Origin of the sequence: Gilvimarinus agarilyticus (assembly GCF_000832015.1) — a bacterium.
GTDB classification, from domain to species: Bacteria; Pseudomonadota; Gammaproteobacteria; order Pseudomonadales; family Cellvibrionaceae; genus Gilvimarinus; species Gilvimarinus agarilyticus.
This window is the reverse complement of the sequence record NZ_JXCJ01000001.1, coordinates 3049824-3068197: the sequence shown is the minus strand read 5'-3', so window position 1 is coordinate 3068197 and position 18374 is coordinate 3049824. Positions and strand designations below refer to the sequence as shown.

Below are 18374 nucleotides of genomic sequence, written 5' to 3'. Positions count from 1 at the left end.
TAAGTTAATGTGCGCCAGCGGCTACCCGCTGGCTCAGTTCGTTAATGCGGCTTTGTGAGCGGGCCATCTCGTTGGCGTGTGCTTGCGCGATTTGCAGCAGCTTTACACTGTGCGCAAAGCGGCCGTTGTCTAGCCGAATGGCAAACCCCGCTTCAATCAGTGTGTTAAGCACTCGATTAACCGTGGCCGGGCTTTCGCCCAGTGCCTTGGCCAGCTCGCCATTGCTTACGCCGGTTAGGCTATGGCCCTTTAGGGCGTCCAGTACGCGCAACACGCGGGTGCCGCTTTGGCTGGTTTTACTGCGGGCGGCGGCGCTCATTGCTGCACCGCCTTGGTGTTAACCGTGGCTTTAAAGCGGTGGCCATTTTCGCTGGATACACCAGCCGGCAGCTGGGTAACCTGGTTGCCTTTGGCAAACCATTCGGCCAGTTGGCGCTCAATCTCGGCGCGCTCGTCGGCGCGGTGCTCGGGGCGTGTAGCGGAATTAATCATCTGAGTGTTCTCCCAGTTCGAGTTGTGGTTGTTGGTGCTGTTGTACGTTGCCTCGGTGCCAGGCTAAGTCCTGAATGCCCCGGCTTACGTCGGCAATGGTTTCGTCGGCTTCGGTATCGCCACGGTAAAAGCGCATCAGGCTGCTAACCGTGTCTAGCAAGGTTTGCTGCAGGTCGGGTATGTCGGTCTCTTTAAGGGCGCGGCCGGTGGGTACTTCAATCACCAGGCGGCCGCCACGGGTGGCCAGCCAGCGCGACACAAAATCAATGCCGCAGGCCGCCTCAAAGGCTGGTATCAATACCGCTGGCATGCGGCTGGTCTGAAAATATTTGTAGAGCGTGAAGTGGTCGCTCATGCCCATCACCTCGGCAATGCGCTCTACGCTGCGGTTGTGCACCTCGCGGGCGTGGTCTTTGCACAGCTCCATCGCGTGGCGCAAGCTGCGCGGGCTAACCCTTTTCCAATTACGGCGTCTCACTGGAACCCCCAAAAATTCGGCTTTCCAAACAAAAATGGTTTTTGCATCTGTGAAAACTCGTTTCACCCTGCATAATGTTTCGTGTTAACTTTGACGACAGGAGCAGGAACATGAATCACGATGAATTGGCCAACGAGGTTCGCTCGTTAAAGGCTCAGCTGAACGCTGTGAGCCAGATAACGCTGCAGGCGGTTGCCGCCTTAGAAATGCACGCTTTAGTGGACTCAGAATCTTTTGCAAAAACGGCTCGCGGCACTCGCTGGCCGGGGCCGCTGAACGCTGAGGCCCGTAATTCGGTTGACTTTCTGTGTCGGCGCCTTGAGGACGCTCGGCAGACAAGGCTTGATCGAGAGTCAAAGTGACCTGGGGGAAGCCGTATTCGTCATAACCCGGAAAGGTAAGGGTCTGGCCGGCAAACTCGTTAACCAGCGCGGCGGCTTTAACGGGGCCAAGCTGCTCAACAAGCTTGCCAAAAAAATGGGTGAAAGGTGTCATAATTGGCCCCTTACGCGGCGGCATGTTCGACGCCGGCTTTTAAGCCAAGCGCTACAGCGATTTCGTGCGCGCGGCCGTAGTTGGCTTTATCGAAGCCGTTGAGTACGCGGTAAACCGCATCGCGGCGATAACCCTGCTCTTCGGCCCACTGGGTGACAGTGATGCCTCGGGCGCGAAAGCGTTCTTTGACCTGGTTAGGGGTCAGTACCTTAGTGGCCATGGCAGTGGCTCCTTTGGTTGCTGAATGATCTTTGTGTTTTGTTGGGTTGATTATAGTTATTCATTTGAATAACTGTCAACTCAATTATGGTTATTTGTATGGATAATTTCGGGTCTCGGTTACGAGAAGAGCGGGAGCGGCTTGGACTAAGTCAGGCTGAACTTGGAGAGATAGGCGGGGTTAAGAAGCTCGCGCAATTTAACTATGAGAAGGGTGAGCGCCAGCCTGGAGCATCTTATTTATCCGCGATAGGCACGGCGGGAATAGATGTGATGTATATCCTAACCGGCTCGCGGGCCTCACCGGTGCCAGAGCCGCTATCACAGCGCGAGCGCCATTTGTTGGCCAATTACCGGGGCAGCAGCGAGGAAGGGCGCCGCGCCGTAGAGAGCACGGCGAGTGCGTTGGCGCACAAGGACGGTGCTAAACAAACAGGACGCGGCAAATGATAAATAAGCGGTTCGTTAGCACTTTTATCATGTTTATTTTTTAAGGGTATATTAAGTACAAAACACAATAAGGAGAGTGAGGATGCGTGGGTGGGTTTACGCGGCAATTGTCACATTAGTTTTACTGGCAGTTATTCAGTCTACGGATGATATAGCGCTTACGGTGGTGTGCTGGGCCGCATTAGTGATATTTATCTTAATGGTAGTGAGAATAGAGAAAAACAAAAAGAAACAACGCTTAAAGCAAGAGCAGAATAATAAGGAGTTAGTGTCCGGTAAAGTTGCCACGTCAAAACTTGACCCCAACGCCGATTTTGATCTTGATCCAGTTGATTTGACCGATGCTAGTGCAGCCGAGCGACCCACCAATCCCAATCTAGTGTCCTGCAAAGAATGCGGTCATCATGTGGCTAAAGCCGCCAGAACCTGCCCCAGCTGCGGCGTAGACGCCCCCGCGCCAACACCTAAGCCAGGTGAGACCCCAGTGGGTGGCGCCGCAGTGTTAGCGTTAGTGGCATTGGCTTTTTGGTATTTTGGCTTTTACGAAAGCGAAGAGGATAAGCAAGAAGCCGTCGCCGCGGCAGTGCAGGAGGCCAAAGACGAAGCCCTAGCCAAAGAGCGCGGCTGGCATTGCCTAAGCGGCTGGGACGGCTCGCTGCGCTCAGTAGTTCAAGCCACCAAAGCCGGCTTAAAAGATCCCGATAGCTTTGAGCATATCGAAACCCGCCTAGGCCCTAAGGACGAAAACGGCAACCACTTGCTGGCTATGAAATACCGGGCAAAAAATGGCTTCGGCGGCATGACCGTGGGCGGCGTAACCGCCTCCGTGAGCAATGCCACCTGCAATGCGACGAGTTTGGAGTTTGCAGAATAAAAGCCGCTGCCCAGGCAATCCAATGCAGATCCCTGGCTTCCCGCTCCATAGGGGCGTCGGTTGGGCAACGGCTACCCACAGTGTAGCCACCGCTATTCGGGTTGCCTGTGGCAAATATCACCAGTTTTTGTAAGAGATAGCTTACGTAGCATGACCAAATTACAAAGAATAACTGCTTGGCTTACCTTCATAGGCGCCGTGCTAACGTTCCTCCCAGCCTTGTGGGGCTTCATCGAATGGTTAACCAAGGATGTTGGGGTAGAGTTAAACCCTTGGGAAAACATAGCGAGTTATTACTCACTCACGTATGGCTGGCTGTTTGATACACATCGTGTGCCCACTTGGGAGCTGCTTATTTTGTTCGCCGCTTTGGCGTATTTAGGTATTTCTATTGTCCGGTTGTTTTATGAGAATTATCAAAATCGTGCCCCTAGGAGTCAGCCCAAGCCCGATTATTTTCAGTACCAAGTAGACACTCGGTTTGAGGTTAATTGGGAGTGGAGATGGAATAACACTGAAACTGAGCCTCAAATTGAGGGTTTACATCCGATTTGCCCTGAATGCAGTTGTGAGATTGTCTTTATAGAAGAGGAGGTTCCTTGCAACAAGGGAGATCCAATTATACAAACAAAGCTTGTGTGCACTAGCTGTGAGACTCAACGCTTAAAGCATGTAACTTTCACTCATAGTCAATTAGATTTGATTGAGCAAGTGGCCCGAGAGATCAGGCGAAAAGTCAGAACGGGAGAATGGAAAATAGCTTTGGATTTAGCCCACAAGCCGACATTTGCAAGATTTACCGAAATGGCATATCAGGATATCAATTGGAGGTGGGAGTGGCATATCGATCAATCTGAAAAAGGTACGCCCATAGGCCTCAAAGGATTCTGCCCGCATTGCGATTGCGAGCTGACGCCCCATAACGTTACTGATGACCTAGGGTACGACTGTGTGGACGTGGAGTGCCCATCATGTATCAAAAATACCGGACACGGCATGGTGTACAGGTGCGCCGGAGATGATGAGGAACTTTGGGACGATGTAACCAAAGAAATTGAACGCTTAGCCAGATCGAACAAGTTTAAGGGCGTACCCAAAAAGGCTGATCCCAGTAAAGTTAAATATATGCGCAGTTCTCCTGTGGGGAGCTAAAATCGGGCAAAGTACAGTAACTCTAGTCGATTGGGCGCCCCCACTAGGCGACATTGACTGTGGGTGTTGTGAGAGATTTCGTACAGATTACCTAAAACAATATGGAAAAATAATATGGACAGTCAAGGTGCTACCTTTACTATTGAGACTACGTATACAATCCACTACTCGAATAAGAAGCCGGTTCCCATTCCGGAAATCATTGAGTCGCTTCAAAACGTAGAACGGCTTCTTAAGCGAACACCTAAGTTTATTGAAGCAGCGTTTCAGGGTATTAATGTAACAAACGTAGAAGTTTACGTAGACCAGCTATACTCTGGGAGTCTTACGGAAAATTTTATTGTTAAGTATGTTTTCAGAAATAAAGCCAATTACGATAAGGCTAAAGAGGTCTTTGACGAAATTATGACTGACAATGGGCCTATTAAAACGGTAGTTGCAATGGGCGTTGGGGCCTTACTCTCCTATGGTGCATACAAAGCCCTGGGAGGGCCATCTGCGCCTCCGACCCAAATTACTGCTTACGATAACAACATTATTAATATCGGCGGGCAGGTCAAATTAGACGCTAAGGGAATTAAGGCAATCCTTGAAAGTGTGAAGGACAAAAAGTCACTAGCAAAAGAAGCGGTGAAAGTGATTGCACCAGCCAAGGCTGACCCTGACGCAGAGATTGAGATGTCAGGCTTTGATGAGCTGACGATATCAAAAGATTATATTAGAGAAGTTCCTAAAGAGTACACGCCTCCCATTCCTTCTGAAAAAGAAGAAAAATACCAAAACGTAAGGGTTGTAATATACGCAAGCGATCGTGATAAAGCCGAATCGAGCTGGGCGGGTATCGTCCCAGGTGTTGTAGATAAAAGAGTTAAATTTACCCTTCAGGGTGTCGACCCTAAAAGGCTGCATGGCCGTACAAAGGTAGATGCTGACATTGTTGTAATTAGTAGGTATGTCGCATCAAAAAAGTCATACGAAGCTAAAGTCGTAGAAATTCACGCAACTAACTAGGAATGCCCTATATGGAAAACTCAAGCACTGCTGAATACTTAATTAGGCCCAAGTTTGTCCTTTTACACGATGGAAAAGAACACGAGATTTTGGATGATTATCCGGTTGAGTACACTATGGAATTTTTGCCGAGGAAAGGTGACTTTTTTGATGTGGATGGCACTTGTTACGAGGTCTTAGCGATTGCGTATTGCTACAAAGAAACCACTTACCCAAAGATTTATCTTTTACCCGCTAATGACTTTCCGGGTCGTTTGCACGGCTAATCTTTTAGTCATTTCGTAGCTTGCCTCCTTTCGTGTTTAATGAGAGAAGGCAAGTTTCCACCCTCCAGCACCACCCACACGGCACCAGATTAATACACCACCGGCGGTTATAGCGTGAATAATGTCCGCCGATCCACAGGCTTCCGGGCCGAAATAAAATACCTACTTTCATAGCTCACTCCTCGTTTATCAGAATGGCCATACTCGCGCCCGCGCGACAGTAAGTATTTTTGCCGACGCAAAATTACCCCCGCCCATAAGCCCCGTAACCTAGCGTTAACTCTTATCCGTTAACGCTTTTACGAGGCTGCTCATGGAACAACTCACCGCACTGTTTACCCGCATTAGGCTGCTAGTACCGCGCCTAACCACCTGGCTGTTACTTACCGCTGCACTGCTTGCGGTTGTGCTATTTACGGCGCCGCACCAGCTTACCGTTGTTGTGTACAAGCTCGCGCTGGTGAGCTTAGCCGCCATTACTGGCTACTGGATCGACCGCAGCCTATCGCCGTACGCCCGCCCGGACAGCTACCTGCGTGAAGACTGGCGCGTGTGGAGGGCGCCACCCACCGGCAACGTTAACGTTGCCGATTACCCCGTAATAACCGAATACCGCTGGGTGTTTGCCGCCGCGATGCTGCGCCGCGCGCTGATTATGAGCGCCGTTATTTTGGCCATGGCACTGGGGCTGTAAACATGCGGCTTATTGTTTTAATTACCTCGCTTGCCTTACTGGCTTATTGCCCAGTTAACGCGTGGGCAGACGTTACGAGCGCCGCCGAGCGCCACCGGAACACCTTAGTGCGCGCGGCGCGCTTCGGCTTTGGCATGGATGCCCCTATTGCTACGTTAGCGGCTCAGGTACACCAGGAGAGCCGCTGGCAACCTAACGCCCAGTCACCCGTTGGGGCCCAGGGCATTGCCCAGTTTATGCCCGCCACCGCCGATTGGATGGCCGAGATTTACCCCAACAGCCTTGGCCCTGCGCAGCCGTTTAATCCAGGCTGGGCACTGCGGGCTATGGTGCAGTACGACAAGTGGTTGCTGGCGCGGGTAAGCGCGCCTTGCGAGTGTAGCCAATGGGCCATGGTGCTCGCCGCCTACAACGGCGGCCTGGGCTGGGTATATCGCGACAGCGATGCGGCGCGGGCTTTGGGTGCCCGTGAGCCACTTGCCTGGCGCGACATAGAGCACCACAACGCGGGCCGTAGTGCCGCCAACTTTAAAGAGAACCGCCATTACGTTCGCGTTGTACTCACCCGCTTTGAGCCGCAATACGCCCACTGGGGCCGTGGTGTTTGTACCGGGGTAACCCTATGACCAAGCTGCGTCTGTTTTTAATTGCTCTGGCAGTGGTGGCCTTAATAGCCAGTCATACCTTTGCCTACTTTTGGGGCTACGAACGCGGGGCCCACGCCGAACAAACCGCGTGTCAGGCCGCGCAAATAGACCAACTGAACAACTTAATTACCGGCACCGCCGAGCTTACCCAACAAGCCGGCGCCGCCAGTTTGGCCCTGGGCAAAAGCATCAACGCCCGTAAAACAGCTGATGCAAAAACCACACAGGAGATACGCCGTGCGCTGCAAGCCACTGCCCCTAAGCGCGTTACTTGCGTGTTTGACGATGGCGTCATGCGGATTATTGAGCAAGCCGCCAACGCCGCCGACCAAGCCGCTACCGGCGGCCTTAACGGTGATTTGCCCGCCGGTGGCGAGACCAAGTGATAACTCGCAAGACGCGGCCGCGATCGCGCTTAAGCAAATGTACGACCTATACGCACTGTGCGCTGGCCGCTACTGGGAGCTGATTAATGACCACAACGGGCGAAACACTGCTGATTAAAAAGTGCAGCGACCCGCAGTACTGGTACGCCGATTTGGTCGGCCAGCAAGTGCCTTTTGTGCGTGAAGAGCTTGGCGAGTACGTAAGCCGCGAGCCGGCGGGATACATAAATTTTGTGCGGCGTGATGATGCCGTACTGCAAAACGAGGGGGCAGCGTGCTGCAGCTAGAGGCATGGCAGGTAATCAGTATTTTACTGACGTGTATGGGCGGGTTTCTCGCCGGCCTGCAATTTCTATTTTTGCAATTCAGAAAGGCGTTGGACGAAAAGTTTGGTGCGTTTGATAAACGCTTTGGGGCGCTGGAGGCCGAGGCCAAACAGTGGCAGCAGATGGAGCGCGAGCTGCTCGAGTTAAAGGCGGAACTGCCACTTCACTATGTACGCCGAGAGGATTACGTGCGCAACCAAACTGTTATCGAGTCCAAGCTCGATGCGATCGCCGTTAGGCAAGAAAACTTTCAATTAAGAGAGGCCTCAAAACAATGAACCTAGACCACGCTAAGGCCCGCCGCGAATCCATGCGCTGGACGATTATGCTCACGCTTAACAACGCGCGGCCCGTGTCTACTCACGAGAGTTTGGTGTTAACCACCATCCAAGGCGTGTATCCCGATGCCACCGCGCACGAGGTGCGCCGCGAGCTGGATTACCTAAACGATCGGTTGTTGTTGGTGCTTAAAAAAGAGCCCAGCGGCATCTGGTATGCCGACCTCACCAGCCTGGGCGTAGACGTGGCCGAGTACACCGTGGAGTGCCACCCCGGCATTGCCCGCCCCACCAAATACTGGGCGGGGTGAGCTATGCCTCCGCGCAGCAAAGTGGCCCAACTGCCACCCGAGGTAAAAAGCTGGCTCGACAGCGCCCTGGCCGAAAACAACTTTAGCGGCTACGAGGCGTTATCCGATGAGCTTTCGGCCCGTGGCTTTGATATTAGCAAAAGMGCGCTTAACCGCTATGGCCAAGATTTTGAGGTGCGTTTGTCGGCACTCAAAATGGCCAGCGAGCAAGCCCGCGCCGTAGTGGATGCCGCCCCCGATGAGGAAGGCGCCGTTAACGAGGCCCTAATGCGCCTGGTACAAGAGCACTTGTTTAAGCTGCTAATGAGCGATGAAGGTAAGTTCGACTTACCCAAAATTGCCAAGGCCGTAGCCGAGCTAGGCCGTGCCAGCGTGACGCAAAAGAAATTCAGCATCGAGCAACGCAAAGCCATTGCTGAAGAGGCGCGGCTGCAGCAGCTTACTGAGCAAGAGGAGCGGCTGGAAGAACTACGCGGCACCGATGGCATGAGCGAGCAGCTCGAAAACCGCATTCGTAACGTGCTGCTGGGTAAAGCGTAATGAGCGATACGCAAGGCAAATTGACGCCCACCAATACCCCGCGCAAAATCAACTTGGCCGAGGAGATGGAGCTGTACGGCGTGGTCGTGCCCGAGGATATCGCCGAGGCGGTACCGGGCGGTGACGCGGTGTTCTTGCCGTACCAGCAAAAGTGGTTTGAGGATGAAAGCCATATCATGCTGGCCGAGAAATCCCGCCGTACCGGTTTAACCTGGGCCGAGGCCGGCCGCAACGTGATTAACGGCGCCAAACCCCGTAAGCGCGGCGGCTGCAATACCTTTTACGTGGGCAGCAAACAAGAGATGGCGCTGGAGTACATTGCCGCTTGTGCCTTGTTTGCTAAGGCGTTTAATGAGCTGGCTGAAGCGGATGTGTACGAGCAAACCTTTTGGGATACCGGCAAGAAAGAGGAGATTCTCGCCTACATGATCCGCTTTCCGAAAAGCGGGTTTAAGATTCAGGCGCTAAGCTCACGCCCCAGCAACCTGCGCGGTTTGCAAGGTGATGTCGTGATCGATGAGGCGGCATTCCATGAAAGCCTAGAGGAGCTGCTTAAAGCCGCGCTCGCACTAACCATGTGGGGCAACAAAGTACGGCTTATTAGTACCCATAACGGCGTAGACAACGCCTTTAACACCTACATACAAGACTCCCGCGAGGGCCGTAAAGATTACAGCATCCACCGCATCACTTTGGACGATGCGATCGCACAGGGGCTGTACAAGCGCATCTGCTATGTAACCGGCCAAACGTGGTCACCCAAGGCCGAGGCCAAGTGGCGGGCCGACCTGTACAAAAACGCCCCCAACACAGAAAGCGCCGATGAAGAGTACGGCTGCGTGCCGAAAAAGAGCGGCGGCAATTACCTCTCGCGCGTGCTGGTTGAGGCCGCCATGGTGGCCGACCACAGCCTGCCCATATACCGCTACGAGGCGCCGGAAGATTTTGAAAGCTGGCCCCGCCAGCAGCGCGAAGACGAAATCAGTAAGTGGTGCCTGGATAACCTGTTGCCCGAGCTAAACGCGCTGAACAAAAACGACCGCCATGTGTTTGGTGAAGACTTTGCCCGGAGCGGTGATTTAACCGTGTTCGCGCCACTCGCCATTAAGCCCAACTTACGCAAGCGCACGCCGTTTGTGGTGGAGCTGCGCAACCTTACCTACCAGCAACAAGAGCAGGTGATGAAGTTCATCATCAAACGGCTGCCACGCTTTGGCGGCGCCGCTTTTGATGCCACCGCCAACGGCGGCTACTTAGCTGAGCAAGCCGCCCTGGAGTTTGGTTCCGGGTTGGTTGACCAGGTACAGCTTAGCCAGGCGTGGTACGCCGAGTGGATGCCTAAGCTTAAAGGCGAGTTTGAAGACTTTAACGTAGAGGTGCCTCGCCACCAGAGCATCCTGGATGACTTGCTGCACATCAAGGTAGTTAACGGCATACCGCTGATTGATAAGGGCCGCACTAAAGATACCGAAACCGGCAAAGGTAAAGGCAAACGCCATGGCGACTTTGCCGTGGCGCTGGCAATGGCCATACGCGCCAGCTGGATGCAAGGCGGCGAGATTGATTGGACGCCAATGCCCAAACACACCCGCGGATTCGACAACGTAGAAGATAACGACAACGACCTTTTAATACCGGAGCAAGGCGCATGGTAGACAGCCGCATAGTAGACGTAGACGGTAACCCCATACCGCTTAACGACATTAAAACCGCGCAAACCGCGCACGCGGTGGCGCTGCATCGCGAGTTTCAGGATCACCCCTCGCGTGGGCTTACCCCGAGCAAGCTGGGCCAAATTTTAATTGCCGCCGAGCAAGGCGATATTACCGCTCAGTACGAATTGTTTGAGGACATGGAAGAGAAAGACGCCCACATTATGAGTGAGATGGGCAAGCGCCGCCGCGCCGTGTCCGGGTTAGATTGGCGCATTGACCCGCCGCGCAACGCCACCGCAAAAGAGCGCGATGCCGCCATGGCCGTGCGCGAGATTTTAGACGGGCTGGAAGATATAGAAGACATTATTTTTGATACCACCGATGCCATCGGCAAAGGCTTTGCCTGCCAGGAGTACGGCGGCTGGCACCGGGTGGATGGCGATTGGTTACCTATTAATGTGCAGCACCGCCCGCAAACCTGGTTTCAGTTGGTGCGCGGTTTTGAACAAGCCATTCACCTGCGCGGGCCCGGCAATGGCGACCCGCTAAAACCCTTTGGCTGGATTGTACACACCCACAAAGCTAAAAGCGGCTGGCTGGAGCGCACCGCGTTATTCCGCGTGCTGGTGTGGCCCTATCTGTTTAAAAATTACAGCGTGGGGGATTTAGCCGAGTTCCTGGAAATTTACGGCATTCCCCTGCGCCTGGGTAAGTACCCCAGCGGAGCCAACGAATCCGAAAAGCTAACCCTGATGCGCGCGCTGGCACAAATAGGCCACAACGCAGCGGGCATTATTCCCCAGGGCATGGAAATAGAATTTCACAACGCTGCCCAAGGCGACCCCAAAGCGTTCGAGCTAATGATGAGCTGGTGCGACAAAGCCCAGAGCAAAGCCATTTTGGGCGGCACCCTTACCAGCCAGGCGGACGGCAAAACCAGCACCAACGCCCTGGGCAATGTTCACGACGATGTGCGCAAAGAGCTACGCGATGGCGACGCCAAACAAATAGCCAAAACCCTGAGCCGCGATTTGATTTACCCCATAGCCGTGCTGAACGGCTTGGTGGATAACTGGCGCCGCTGCCCACGCCTGGTGTTTGACACCAACGAACCGGAAGACATGGTCGCCTTTGCGAACGCAGCACCAAAGCTGCTAAACATCGGTATGCGCATTGACCGCCAGTGGGCCCAAGAGCGCGTTGGCATTCCTGAGCCGGAGGAAGGCGCCGAGCTGCTAGAACCCATTGCCAAGCGCGCTGTACAACAGCAGCGCGAGCAAAATCTAGATGCGCCCACAGCCGCCACCAACGCCCAGTTGCCTGCGCCCAATACACCGCCGGAGCATATGATGGCCCAGGCGCGCGAGCGGGCCGAGCCGTCGCTGGCCAACTGGATAAACCAGGTGCGCACATTGATGGATGACGTAAGCACCATGGACGAGCTGCGCGATCGCCTGCTGGAGCTTTACCCCAACATGAGCCTGGACGATTACGCCCGCGCGGTAACCGAGGCTAACCTGGTCGCGAACTTGGCGGGCCGCAATGAAGTGGCCGAGGAGCGCGGTTAATGGCTACCGCCAGTTACGGGTCTGTTCCGTTCCCGCAGCAGATTGAATTTTTCCGCCGCAAGCTGAACATACCCACCACAGCCTGGACAGACCTTTACAGCTTTGAGCACGACTGGGGCTTTATGGTGGCCGGGGCTAACCGCGACACGCTGGTGGCGGACTTTCGCACGGCCGTTGAGCGAGCCATTAGCGATGGCACAACGCTCGAGCAGTTCCGCGCAGACTTTGACGATATCGTCGCACGCCACGGGTGGGACTATAACGGCGGCCGCAATTGGCGATCGCGTGTGATTTACGATACCAACCTGTTCAGCAGCTACAGCGCCGGGCGCTACGCTCAGCTAAAAGAATTTAGTGCCGACATGCCGTACTGGCGTTACCGGCATTCCGACGCGGTAGAAAACCCACGTGAGCATCACCTGGCGTGGGATGGTTTAACCCTACGCCACGACGACCCTTTTTGGGACACGCACTTTCCCATTAATGCCTGGGGCTGCCAGTGTTATGTAGAAGGTGTTAGCGAAGATGAATTAGCGGATGAAGGCAAAACCGGCCCCGACACAGCGCCCGAATTTAATTATGTGCAACACACCATTGGCAAAAATAGCCCCAATGGCCCACACACCGTAACGGTACCCGAGGGCATAGACCCAGGCTTTGAACACGCACCGGGTAAATCGCGCCTTAGTAGTCAGATACCGCCCGAGCGGCCCGACCCGGTTATACCTGGTTCCACCGGTGGGCCCGGTGTACCCAACACGCGCCCAAGCGACCCGTTACCCGCGCCACGAACCTTGCCAGACGGTATGCGCTTGCCCGATGGCCAAAGCGAAGAGTTTTACGCACAGCAATACCTGGACGCCTTTGGCGCAACGCTAACAGAGCCTGCAGTATTTACCGATGTATTGGGCGAGCGTTTGGCCATGGGCGCCGAGTTGTTCCGCAACAAGCGCACCGGCTTGCTCAAAGCCAACAAGAATAATCGCGGCCGCTTTATGCGTGTGTTGGCCGCAGGCGTGATAGACCCCGATGAAATTTGGGTGCGGCTGGAGTACCACCAGGCGTTACAAAAGTCCGTGGTGCGCCGCCGTTATATTGCCCAGTTTGAATTGCCCGGCGAGCCCGTGCCCGTGCTGGCCGTGTTTGAGCGCGGGCCAGACGGCTGGAGCGGCGTTACCGTGTTTGACCCTGAGGTAAGCGAGGTGGAAGGTTTACGGGTGGGTATAAGGCTGTACCAAAGAGAAGAGTGAACCCCACAGCCCGGCTACTGTAGGCACCTTGCGCACCTGGGGGCCCTAAAGCCGGGGGCAGCACATGCGACAAGACGTAAGTAAATTATAGGCAGAACTATGGCAGGCGTAAAGGTAAGCGTAACCAGCGATGTAGAGGCCCGGCTGCAAGGCCTGGTTGCGGGCATAGAACACCCCAAGCCCATGTTCGCGTTAATGAACGAATACCTGGGCAAAATTACCCGCGCCCGGTTCAAAACCCAAACCGCGCCCGATGGCACACCCTGGCAAGAGCTATCGGCAAAATACAAAGCCCGTAAAAAGAAAAATAAAAACCGGATTCTAACGCTGAACAATTACCTGGGCGGCACCTTGCGCGGTGTTGAAGATGACCAGGGCCTCGAGTTTGGTACCAACCGGGTTTATGCGGCTATTCACCAGCTGGGTGGCGTCATTAAGAAAAAGACCCGCCGCAGTGAAGTGTATTTTCGCCAGCGTGCCGATGGCAGCGTGGGCAATCGCTTTGTGAAAAAGAACCGAAGCAACTTTGCCCAAAGCGTAAATGTGGGCGAGCACACCATTAAAATTCCCGCTCGCGAATTCCTGGGTACCAACGACCAACAAAACCAACACCTGGTAAAAATTGCCACCCGGTTCTTAAAAAAGGCCTCGGAAAAATAACGGCGTTTTAAGCCCCTTGTAGCCCTTAGCCATCTATTTACCCGAGTTTTACGCCCACCCACGTTTATAAACGTTTATGGAGGGGTTCTCGCCGCTGCAAACCCCTTGGCTCAAACTCAGATTGCACATTGAGCCCGACAACCCGCCTAAAAAGTTTTTGCCCTCGCAAAAAGACCTAAAGCGCACTCGCGCATAACCTGAGCACTGAATCGATTAACAAGCCCACACCGGGGCGATCAGTGAGTCAGGCCGTATGAAGAAAAAAGCACTTTCAGTGGGAGTAGGCATAGCGCTATCGGCGTGCAGTTTTATGCTGCCTGCCAATGCCGACACGCTGACCACCATCCAGGTGTTTCCCGCTGGCGAGTTTCGCCCTCAGGACGGCCGGCCCATGACCGTGCCCGCATGGCGCATTGACCAAGCCAGCGCACAGCGCGTTATCGAGCGTTTTAACCAACGCGCCACCCCTTTAGTGATTGATTACGAGCATCAAACCCTACGCAAAGAAGATAACGGCCAACCCGCACCGGCGGCGGCATGGTTTCGTGCGTTGGAGTGGCGTGAAGGCGCCGGCCTGTTTGCCCAAGTAGAGCTAACCGAAAGCGCACGGCAAGCGATTGCCAACCGTGAGTACTTATTTTTTTCACCCGTGTTCCGTTTCCACCCTAAAACCGGCGAGGTTTTAGCGATTGAAATGGGCGCAATTACGAACACCCCGGCAATTGATGGCATGGAGGCAATGAGCCTGCGTGCCGCCGCTTGCTTTGGGGCGACCCTGGAGGACGACAGCGTGAACGAACATTTAAAGAAACTGTTAGCCAAATACGGCCTGCAAGCCGAGACCGACGACGATGCTGTGGCGGCACTTAACGCCCACTTTGGCCAAGCCGACAACCACAACCCACTTAAAGCCGTGTGCAGCGCGCTGGGTGTAGATGAAGCCACCGACGAGCAAACATTGGTAGCCGCCTGTACGGCGCTTAAATCCAAAGCCGATGCGGGCACGACCGACAACCCCGACCCAACCAAGTACGCACCCGTGGCGGCGCTGACATCACTGCAGGAGCAAGTGACCGCATTAAACGCAAACTTAGCTGCCCGCGATGCCGCCGACGTAGATGCCCTGGTAGACACCGCGTTAGAAGACGGCCGCTTAACCAAGGGGCTAGAAACCTGGGCCCGCGACTTAGGCAAAAAAGATGTGGCCGCCCTTAACAGTTACTTGGGCGCTGCTAAGCCTTTAAAAGATGTACTGGCCAGCCAAACCAACGGTGCCGCCCCCGTTGCCGACAACGAGCACGGCTTAACCGCCGATGAAATTGCCGTGTGCAGCAACATGGGCATTACCCAAGAAGACTACGCCGCCGCCAAAAAGGTGTAACGAACCCCCAAGGGCGTGAGGTGTTTCCGGATCACCCTGAACAAACCGGCTCGATTTTTCTCGTTACTTTTAGCACTACAGAGGAGATGCCGTCATGGCACTAGCACAAGACCGTATGACCAAGCGCCGGGCCGGTGATCGCTTTAACGATCCGGTAGCCGAAGCTACAACCATTTATACCGGCGCGTTGGTAGTGCTGGATGCCAGCGGCAACGCCGCGCCTGGTAGCCCCGCTACCGGCTTAAAAGCTCGAGGGCTTTGTACTGAGCGCGCCGATAACAGTAACGGCGCCGCTGGCGATATTAGCGTGGAGACTGAAGCCGGTGTGTTTCTTTTTGCCAACAGCGCCGGCGTCGATGAAATCGACCGCACGCACATTAAAGGCACCGCTTACATCGTTGATGACGAAACCGTTGCCGCTACCGATGGCTCTAGTAGCCGATCGGCCGCCGGTGTAATTGAAGATGTAGACGACGCGGGTGTGTGGGTGCGTATCGGCGCCTAAGCCGAAAACCACAAACCGCTTAACCCGCGCCCAGCGCGAAAACCTTTTTTACCAGGAGCAACATCATGATTGTTAACCGCCAAAACTTAACAACGTTATTTACCGCCTTTAAATCCGCTTTTGCCAAAGCGTTTGAAGGTGCCGCTATTGACCACGACCGCCTTGTGCTAACCGTTAAATCCACCACTGGCGTAGAAGAGTACGCATGGCTTGGTAGCACCACCCAATTCCGCGAGTGGGTGGGCGATCGCGTTATCCAGGCATTAAAGCAACACGGCTATAGCATTAAAAATAAATCGTTTGAGAACACCGTGGGCGTACCGCGCGAGAACATCGAAGACGACCAGTACGGTGTGTACACCCCGCTAATGGCCCAGCTGGGCCAAGACGCTAAAGAGCATCCGGCACAGTTGGTGTACGCATTGTTAGCTGGCGGCTTTACGGGCAAGTGCTACGACGGGCAACCGTTTTTTGATACCGACCACCCGGTGCTTAATGCGGCTGGCCAAGAGGTAAGCGTAAGTAACTTTGCTGGCGGCTCGGGTACCGCGTGGTACTTGATAGACGATACTCGCCATATTAAGCCGCTGATTCTGCAAAACCGTAAGCCTTACAACTTTGTGATGATGGACCAGGAGAAAGACGAGAACGTCTTTATGCGCAAAGAGTATTTGTACGGTGTAGATGCGCGATTAAACGTGGGTTACGGCCTGTGGCAGTTGGCCTACGCCAGCAAACAAGAACTAACCAGTGAAAACTTTAACACCGCTTACGCCGCCATGCAGGGCTTAAAAGGTGACAACGGCCGCCCGCTGGGTATTCGACCCAAGTTGCTAGTGGTGCCGCCATCGCTGCGAGCAAAAGCGCTTGAAGTGGTTAAAGCCGAGCGTGCCGCCAACGGCGCTACCAACATCAACCGCGACGTGGTGGATGTATTGAGCACCCCTTGGTTGCAATAAGCAGCAAAGCGTAATGCTAACGCCGCTGTAAGACAGGCGGCGTTAGCAAACCCCACTTTTTGATTTAGGAGTACTCCCATGGCCACACGTAAACGCTCTGCGACCAAAGCCAGTACCGCTGCCACAACAACCAAAGCCGCAGAGGCCAATGCAGCGGCTGAACCAAAGCAACCTGAAGCGCCTACTGCTGACGCGGATGGGGCAAAAAAAAACGCTACTACCAATACAGCTACCGACGCTAAAAGCACAGACGTTGACCAGAACCAATCGGCAGATGATGCAAGCTCAACAGCTGGTGCGAATGACTCGGCAGAAAAAGCGCCGGCGGCTGATACCGACGCTGAAGGTAAAGAAAAAGACGCAACCACGACCGCCGGTAACTCAGAAACCGAGGCCGCGACACAGGCAGCCAAGTTGAGCGACGAGCCAGAAAGTGAAGCCAAGGCGCTGTTTATTAAATCGCGTTCGGCTACCGGCTTTAGACGTTGCGGTATGCGCTTTACGCCAGAGGGGCACGGCATCGTGTTGGATGCATTGACCGATGACCAGGTGGCAACGCTAAAAGCCGACGCCAACCTGATTGTTGATGAATGCACGATTCCCGCTAGCGCTTAGTTCAGACCTTTAACGTAGGTGCAGACCATGCAATACATCACCACCACCGAGCTGGCCGAACTGCCCGGCGCACAAGAGCTGGCCCAAGTGGCCACGGCCGCGCACCAGCCAGTGGTGGCGGTTGAGCTAATGGAGGCCACGCTGCGCGAGACCGACCGCAGCGGGTTTGACGCCGCCGATATTGCCCTGGCCGATGATGCGCTGGCCCGTATTGCCGAAGCCGTAGAACAGGCAGAAGGCTTAATTGATGGCCACCTGGTTAAACGAGGCTACGCGGTGCCGCTAAACCCTGTGCCCAAGTTGGTAACTGGCTGGGCGCGGGATATTGCCCGCTACTACCTGCACAAAGATTTAAGCGCTGACGATACCGGCTCGATTACCCGTGGCTATAAAGACGCCAACAAAATGCTGGGGTTAATTGTTGACGGCAAGTTCAGCCTGGGCGGTACCGACCCAGTCGAAACCGCGCCCAACAAGCTAGACGTGCGGTTTGATTACGACCGCAAAACCTTTAGCCGACGCGAGTTAAACAGTTTCCGATGAGCAATATGCCCCTGGACACCACGGTAATTGAGGCCCGGTTAAAAGACCAGGTGACCGAGCTTGTAAGCGTGGGCGGCGCGGCCGATTTTGCGGCGATTAAGGAGCTTGCCAGCCTTCGTTGCCCGGCCGCTTACGTGGTACCGACAAAAGAAAAAGGCAATAACGATCGCGCCACCCACACCTGCCAGGTAATGGCCGGTTTTGGGGTAGTAATTGCGGTGCGCCACTACGGCGACGCCACCGGTGCTAAAGCGCGCAATGAAGCGAGAAGCCTAATAGGTGCCGTGCGCGATGCCCTGGTTGGGTGGATGCCAGCCGACCGCGCTTTTAGAGAATGCTTTTGGCTTGAAGGTGATGTGCTGGAGTACGACGACAGCGTGTTGCTATGGGCCGATGCTTTTCAAACCAGCTTTTTTATGACAGGAGCACACTGATGACCGACGCAAAAAAAGACACCAAAGCCGCTGACGCTAAACCAGCCACAAAGCAACCGGCCCCCAAGAAAACGGAAAAAATTACCCGTACCGACAACAGCAAAAACGGGTACGTGGAGGCGCGCCGTAACCAGCGCCGCCGGGCCAGAAAGTAAGCACACAACCCCTAAACATAACCGCGCAGG

At 54.6% G+C, this 18374-nt stretch carries 28 protein-coding genes; 24 read left to right on the top strand and 4 right to left on the bottom strand.

Going from position 1 to position 18374, the window contains the following annotated elements; all coding sequences use genetic code 11:
• Positions 1-4 precede the first annotated feature (4 nt).
• From SD69_RS13415 to SD69_RS13410, 3 genes are read right to left on the bottom strand one after another with little or no spacing between them, the layout of a single operon-like run.
• On the bottom strand, positions 5-319 hold the full coding sequence (locus SD69_RS13415) for a helix-turn-helix domain-containing protein (protein ID WP_041523618.1): 315 nt from the start codon (positions 317-319) through the stop codon (positions 5-7).
• Positions 316-492: a hypothetical protein gene (locus tag SD69_RS18810; protein ID WP_157471683.1), complete on the bottom strand. Its 177-nt coding sequence runs from the start codon at positions 490-492 to the stop codon at positions 316-318. The genes SD69_RS13415 and SD69_RS18810 overlap by 4 nt, the downstream gene beginning before the upstream one ends.
• Positions 485-970, bottom strand: coding sequence for a hypothetical protein (locus tag SD69_RS13410; RefSeq protein WP_041524819.1), 486 nt, complete (start codon positions 968-970; stop codon positions 485-487). Before SD69_RS13410 ends, SD69_RS18810 begins: the two co-directional genes overlap by 8 nt.
• 110 nt (positions 971-1080) lie before the next feature.
• On the opposite strand from SD69_RS13410, the gene SD69_RS13405 reads away from it, so the two are divergent.
• Complete coding sequence (locus SD69_RS13405; protein ID WP_041523617.1) at positions 1081-1332, top strand: hypothetical protein; 252 nt, start codon at positions 1081-1083, stop codon at positions 1330-1332.
• 143 nt (positions 1333-1475) lie between these two features.
• On the opposite strand, the gene SD69_RS13400 is transcribed toward SD69_RS13405, so the two are convergent.
• Positions 1476-1685 (bottom strand): DNA-binding protein, encoded by a 210-nt coding sequence (locus tag SD69_RS13400; protein WP_232301200.1) that lies wholly within the window; start codon positions 1683-1685, stop codon positions 1476-1478.
• A gap of 98 nt (positions 1686-1783) precedes the next feature.
• Between SD69_RS13400 and SD69_RS13395 the strand changes: the two genes are divergently transcribed.
• The 23 genes from SD69_RS13395 (at position 1784) to SD69_RS18805 (ending at position 18344) form a co-directional block, all read left to right on the top strand.
• Positions 1784-2134, top strand: a complete 351-nt coding sequence (locus SD69_RS13395; protein ID WP_041523616.1) for a helix-turn-helix domain-containing protein — start codon at positions 1784-1786, stop codon at positions 2132-2134.
• An 82-nt stretch (positions 2135-2216) separates the two neighbouring features.
• Positions 2217-3008 carry a zinc ribbon domain-containing protein gene (locus SD69_RS13390; RefSeq protein ID WP_041523615.1) on the top strand — a complete coding sequence of 264 codons (792 nt, stop codon included), beginning with the start codon at positions 2217-2219 and terminating at the stop codon, positions 3006-3008.
• A 150-nt stretch (positions 3009-3158) separates the two neighbouring features.
• On the top strand, positions 3159-4160 hold the full coding sequence (locus SD69_RS13385) for a hypothetical protein (protein WP_041523614.1): 1002 nt from the start codon (positions 3159-3161) through the stop codon (positions 4158-4160).
• A gap of 114 nt (positions 4161-4274) precedes the next feature.
• A complete protein-coding gene (locus SD69_RS13380; RefSeq protein WP_041523613.1) occupies positions 4275-5171 on the top strand; it encodes a hypothetical protein in 897 nt (298 codons plus the stop codon).
• An 11-nt stretch (positions 5172-5182) separates the two neighbouring features.
• Positions 5183-5437 carry a hypothetical protein gene (locus SD69_RS13375; RefSeq protein WP_041523612.1) on the top strand — a complete coding sequence of 85 codons (255 nt, stop codon included), beginning with the start codon at positions 5183-5185 and terminating at the stop codon, positions 5435-5437.
• A gap of 313 nt (positions 5438-5750) precedes the next feature.
• A complete protein-coding gene (locus SD69_RS13370; protein WP_052481157.1) occupies positions 5751-6131 on the top strand; it encodes a putative holin in 381 nt (126 codons plus the stop codon).
• Positions 6132-6133: 2 nt separating this feature from the next.
• A complete protein-coding gene (locus tag SD69_RS13365) occupies positions 6134-6757 on the top strand; it encodes a transglycosylase SLT domain-containing protein (protein ID WP_041523611.1) in 624 nt (207 codons plus the stop codon).
• Positions 6754-7164: a hypothetical protein gene (locus SD69_RS18185; protein ID WP_052481156.1), complete on the top strand. Its 411-nt coding sequence runs from the start codon at positions 6754-6756 to the stop codon at positions 7162-7164. The genes SD69_RS13365 and SD69_RS18185 overlap by 4 nt, the downstream gene beginning before the upstream one ends.
• A gap of 86 nt (positions 7165-7250) precedes the next feature.
• Entirely contained in the window at positions 7251-7451 is a 201-nt protein-coding gene (locus SD69_RS13355) for a hypothetical protein (RefSeq protein ID WP_041523610.1), read from the top strand.
• Positions 7439-7768 (top strand): hypothetical protein, encoded by a 330-nt coding sequence (locus SD69_RS13350; protein ID WP_041523609.1) that lies wholly within the window; start codon positions 7439-7441, stop codon positions 7766-7768. Before SD69_RS13355 ends, SD69_RS13350 begins: the two co-directional genes overlap by 13 nt.
• On the top strand, positions 7765-8079 hold the full coding sequence (locus SD69_RS13345; RefSeq protein WP_041523608.1) for a hypothetical protein: 315 nt from the start codon (positions 7765-7767) through the stop codon (positions 8077-8079). Before SD69_RS13350 ends, SD69_RS13345 begins: the two co-directional genes overlap by 4 nt.
• Before the next feature lie 3 nt (positions 8080-8082).
• Positions 8083-8619, top strand: coding sequence for a DUF3486 family protein (locus tag SD69_RS13340; RefSeq protein WP_041523607.1), 537 nt, complete (start codon positions 8083-8085; stop codon positions 8617-8619).
• Positions 8619-10274 (top strand): hypothetical protein, encoded by a 1656-nt coding sequence (locus tag SD69_RS13335; RefSeq protein WP_041523606.1) that lies wholly within the window; start codon positions 8619-8621, stop codon positions 10272-10274. The genes SD69_RS13340 and SD69_RS13335 overlap by 1 nt, the downstream gene beginning before the upstream one ends.
• Entirely contained in the window at positions 10268-11842 is a 1575-nt protein-coding gene (locus SD69_RS13330) for a DUF935 domain-containing protein (protein WP_041523605.1), read from the top strand. Before SD69_RS13335 ends, SD69_RS13330 begins: the two co-directional genes overlap by 7 nt.
• Entirely contained in the window at positions 11842-13092 is a 1251-nt protein-coding gene (locus SD69_RS13325; RefSeq protein ID WP_041523604.1) for a PBECR2 nuclease fold domain-containing protein, read from the top strand. Before SD69_RS13330 ends, SD69_RS13325 begins: the two co-directional genes overlap by 1 nt.
• A 99-nt stretch (positions 13093-13191) precedes the next feature.
• Entirely contained in the window at positions 13192-13752 is a 561-nt protein-coding gene (locus SD69_RS13320; RefSeq protein ID WP_041523603.1) for a phage virion morphogenesis protein, read from the top strand.
• A gap of 253 nt (positions 13753-14005) precedes the next feature.
• Positions 14006-15133: a phage protease gene (locus tag SD69_RS13315; protein ID WP_041523602.1), complete on the top strand. Its 1128-nt coding sequence runs from the start codon at positions 14006-14008 to the stop codon at positions 15131-15133.
• 94 nt (positions 15134-15227) lie between these two features.
• A complete protein-coding gene (locus SD69_RS13310; protein ID WP_041523601.1) occupies positions 15228-15638 on the top strand; it encodes a hypothetical protein in 411 nt (136 codons plus the stop codon).
• A gap of 65 nt (positions 15639-15703) precedes the next feature.
• On the top strand, positions 15704-16597 hold the full coding sequence (locus tag SD69_RS13305) for a Mu-like prophage major head subunit gpT family protein (protein WP_041523600.1): 894 nt from the start codon (positions 15704-15706) through the stop codon (positions 16595-16597).
• A 78-nt stretch (positions 16598-16675) separates the two neighbouring features.
• The gene (locus SD69_RS18970) at positions 16676-17212 is read left to right on the top strand and encodes an HI1506-related protein (RefSeq protein WP_198144097.1); all 537 of its coding nucleotides are present in this window, start codon (positions 16676-16678) and stop codon (positions 17210-17212) included.
• Positions 17213-17239: 27 nt separating this feature from the next.
• Positions 17240-17755 (top strand): gp436 family protein, encoded by a 516-nt coding sequence (locus SD69_RS13295; protein WP_041523599.1) that lies wholly within the window; start codon positions 17240-17242, stop codon positions 17753-17755.
• On the top strand, positions 17752-18189 hold the full coding sequence (locus SD69_RS13290) for a phage tail terminator protein (RefSeq protein ID WP_041523598.1): 438 nt from the start codon (positions 17752-17754) through the stop codon (positions 18187-18189). The genes SD69_RS13295 and SD69_RS13290 overlap by 4 nt, the downstream gene beginning before the upstream one ends.
• Positions 18189-18344, top strand: coding sequence for a hypothetical protein (locus SD69_RS18805; RefSeq protein WP_157471681.1), 156 nt, complete (start codon positions 18189-18191; stop codon positions 18342-18344). Before SD69_RS13290 ends, SD69_RS18805 begins: the two co-directional genes overlap by 1 nt.
• Positions 18345-18374 lie beyond the last annotated feature (30 nt).

What these genes read in the sequence shown, in the direction of transcription:
- SD69_RS13415 (WP_041523618.1), bottom strand. Translation starts at nt 319, where the DNA reads ATGAGCGCCGCCGCCCGCAGTAAAACCAGCCAAAGCGGCACCCGCGTG.
- SD69_RS18810 (WP_157471683.1), bottom strand. Translation starts at nt 492, where the DNA reads ATGATTAATTCCGCTACACGCCCCGAGCACCGCGCCGACGAGCGCGCC.
- SD69_RS13405 (WP_041523617.1), top strand. Translation starts at nt 1,081, where the DNA reads ATGAATCACGATGAATTGGCCAACGAGGTTCGCTCGTTAAAGGCTCAG.
- SD69_RS13400 (WP_232301200.1), bottom strand. Translation starts at nt 1,685, where the DNA reads ATGGCCACTAAGGTACTGACCCCTAACCAGGTCAAAGAACGCTTTCGC.
- SD69_RS13395 (WP_041523616.1), top strand. Translation starts at nt 1,784, where the DNA reads ATGGATAATTTCGGGTCTCGGTTACGAGAAGAGCGGGAGCGGCTTGGA.
- SD69_RS13390 (WP_041523615.1), top strand. Translation starts at nt 2,217, where the DNA reads ATGCGTGGGTGGGTTTACGCGGCAATTGTCACATTAGTTTTACTGGCA.
- SD69_RS13385 (WP_041523614.1), top strand. Translation starts at nt 3,159, where the DNA reads ATGACCAAATTACAAAGAATAACTGCTTGGCTTACCTTCATAGGCGCC.
- SD69_RS13380 (WP_041523613.1), top strand. Translation starts at nt 4,275, where the DNA reads ATGGACAGTCAAGGTGCTACCTTTACTATTGAGACTACGTATACAATC.
- SD69_RS13375 (WP_041523612.1), top strand. Translation starts at nt 5,183, where the DNA reads ATGGAAAACTCAAGCACTGCTGAATACTTAATTAGGCCCAAGTTTGTC.
- SD69_RS13370 (WP_052481157.1), top strand. Translation starts at nt 5,751, where the DNA reads ATGGAACAACTCACCGCACTGTTTACCCGCATTAGGCTGCTAGTACCG.
- SD69_RS13365 (WP_041523611.1), top strand. Translation starts at nt 6,134, where the DNA reads ATGCGGCTTATTGTTTTAATTACCTCGCTTGCCTTACTGGCTTATTGC.
- SD69_RS18185 (WP_052481156.1), top strand. Translation starts at nt 6,754, where the DNA reads ATGACCAAGCTGCGTCTGTTTTTAATTGCTCTGGCAGTGGTGGCCTTA.
- SD69_RS13355 (WP_041523610.1), top strand. Translation starts at nt 7,251, where the DNA reads ATGACCACAACGGGCGAAACACTGCTGATTAAAAAGTGCAGCGACCCG.
- SD69_RS13345 (WP_041523608.1), top strand. Translation starts at nt 7,765, where the DNA reads ATGAACCTAGACCACGCTAAGGCCCGCCGCGAATCCATGCGCTGGACG.
- SD69_RS13335 (WP_041523606.1), top strand. Translation starts at nt 8,619, where the DNA reads ATGAGCGATACGCAAGGCAAATTGACGCCCACCAATACCCCGCGCAAA.
- SD69_RS13330 (WP_041523605.1), top strand. Translation starts at nt 10,268, where the DNA reads ATGGTAGACAGCCGCATAGTAGACGTAGACGGTAACCCCATACCGCTT.
- SD69_RS13325 (WP_041523604.1), top strand. Translation starts at nt 11,842, where the DNA reads ATGGCTACCGCCAGTTACGGGTCTGTTCCGTTCCCGCAGCAGATTGAA.
- SD69_RS13320 (WP_041523603.1), top strand. Translation starts at nt 13,192, where the DNA reads ATGGCAGGCGTAAAGGTAAGCGTAACCAGCGATGTAGAGGCCCGGCTG.
- SD69_RS13315 (WP_041523602.1), top strand. Translation starts at nt 14,006, where the DNA reads ATGAAGAAAAAAGCACTTTCAGTGGGAGTAGGCATAGCGCTATCGGCG.
- SD69_RS13310 (WP_041523601.1), top strand. Translation starts at nt 15,228, where the DNA reads ATGGCACTAGCACAAGACCGTATGACCAAGCGCCGGGCCGGTGATCGC.
- SD69_RS13305 (WP_041523600.1), top strand. Translation starts at nt 15,704, where the DNA reads ATGATTGTTAACCGCCAAAACTTAACAACGTTATTTACCGCCTTTAAA.
- SD69_RS18970 (WP_198144097.1), top strand. Translation starts at nt 16,676, where the DNA reads ATGGCCACACGTAAACGCTCTGCGACCAAAGCCAGTACCGCTGCCACA.
- SD69_RS13295 (WP_041523599.1), top strand. Translation starts at nt 17,240, where the DNA reads ATGCAATACATCACCACCACCGAGCTGGCCGAACTGCCCGGCGCACAA.
- SD69_RS13290 (WP_041523598.1), top strand. Translation starts at nt 17,752, where the DNA reads ATGAGCAATATGCCCCTGGACACCACGGTAATTGAGGCCCGGTTAAAA.
- SD69_RS18805 (WP_157471681.1), top strand. Translation starts at nt 18,189, where the DNA reads ATGACCGACGCAAAAAAAGACACCAAAGCCGCTGACGCTAAACCAGCC.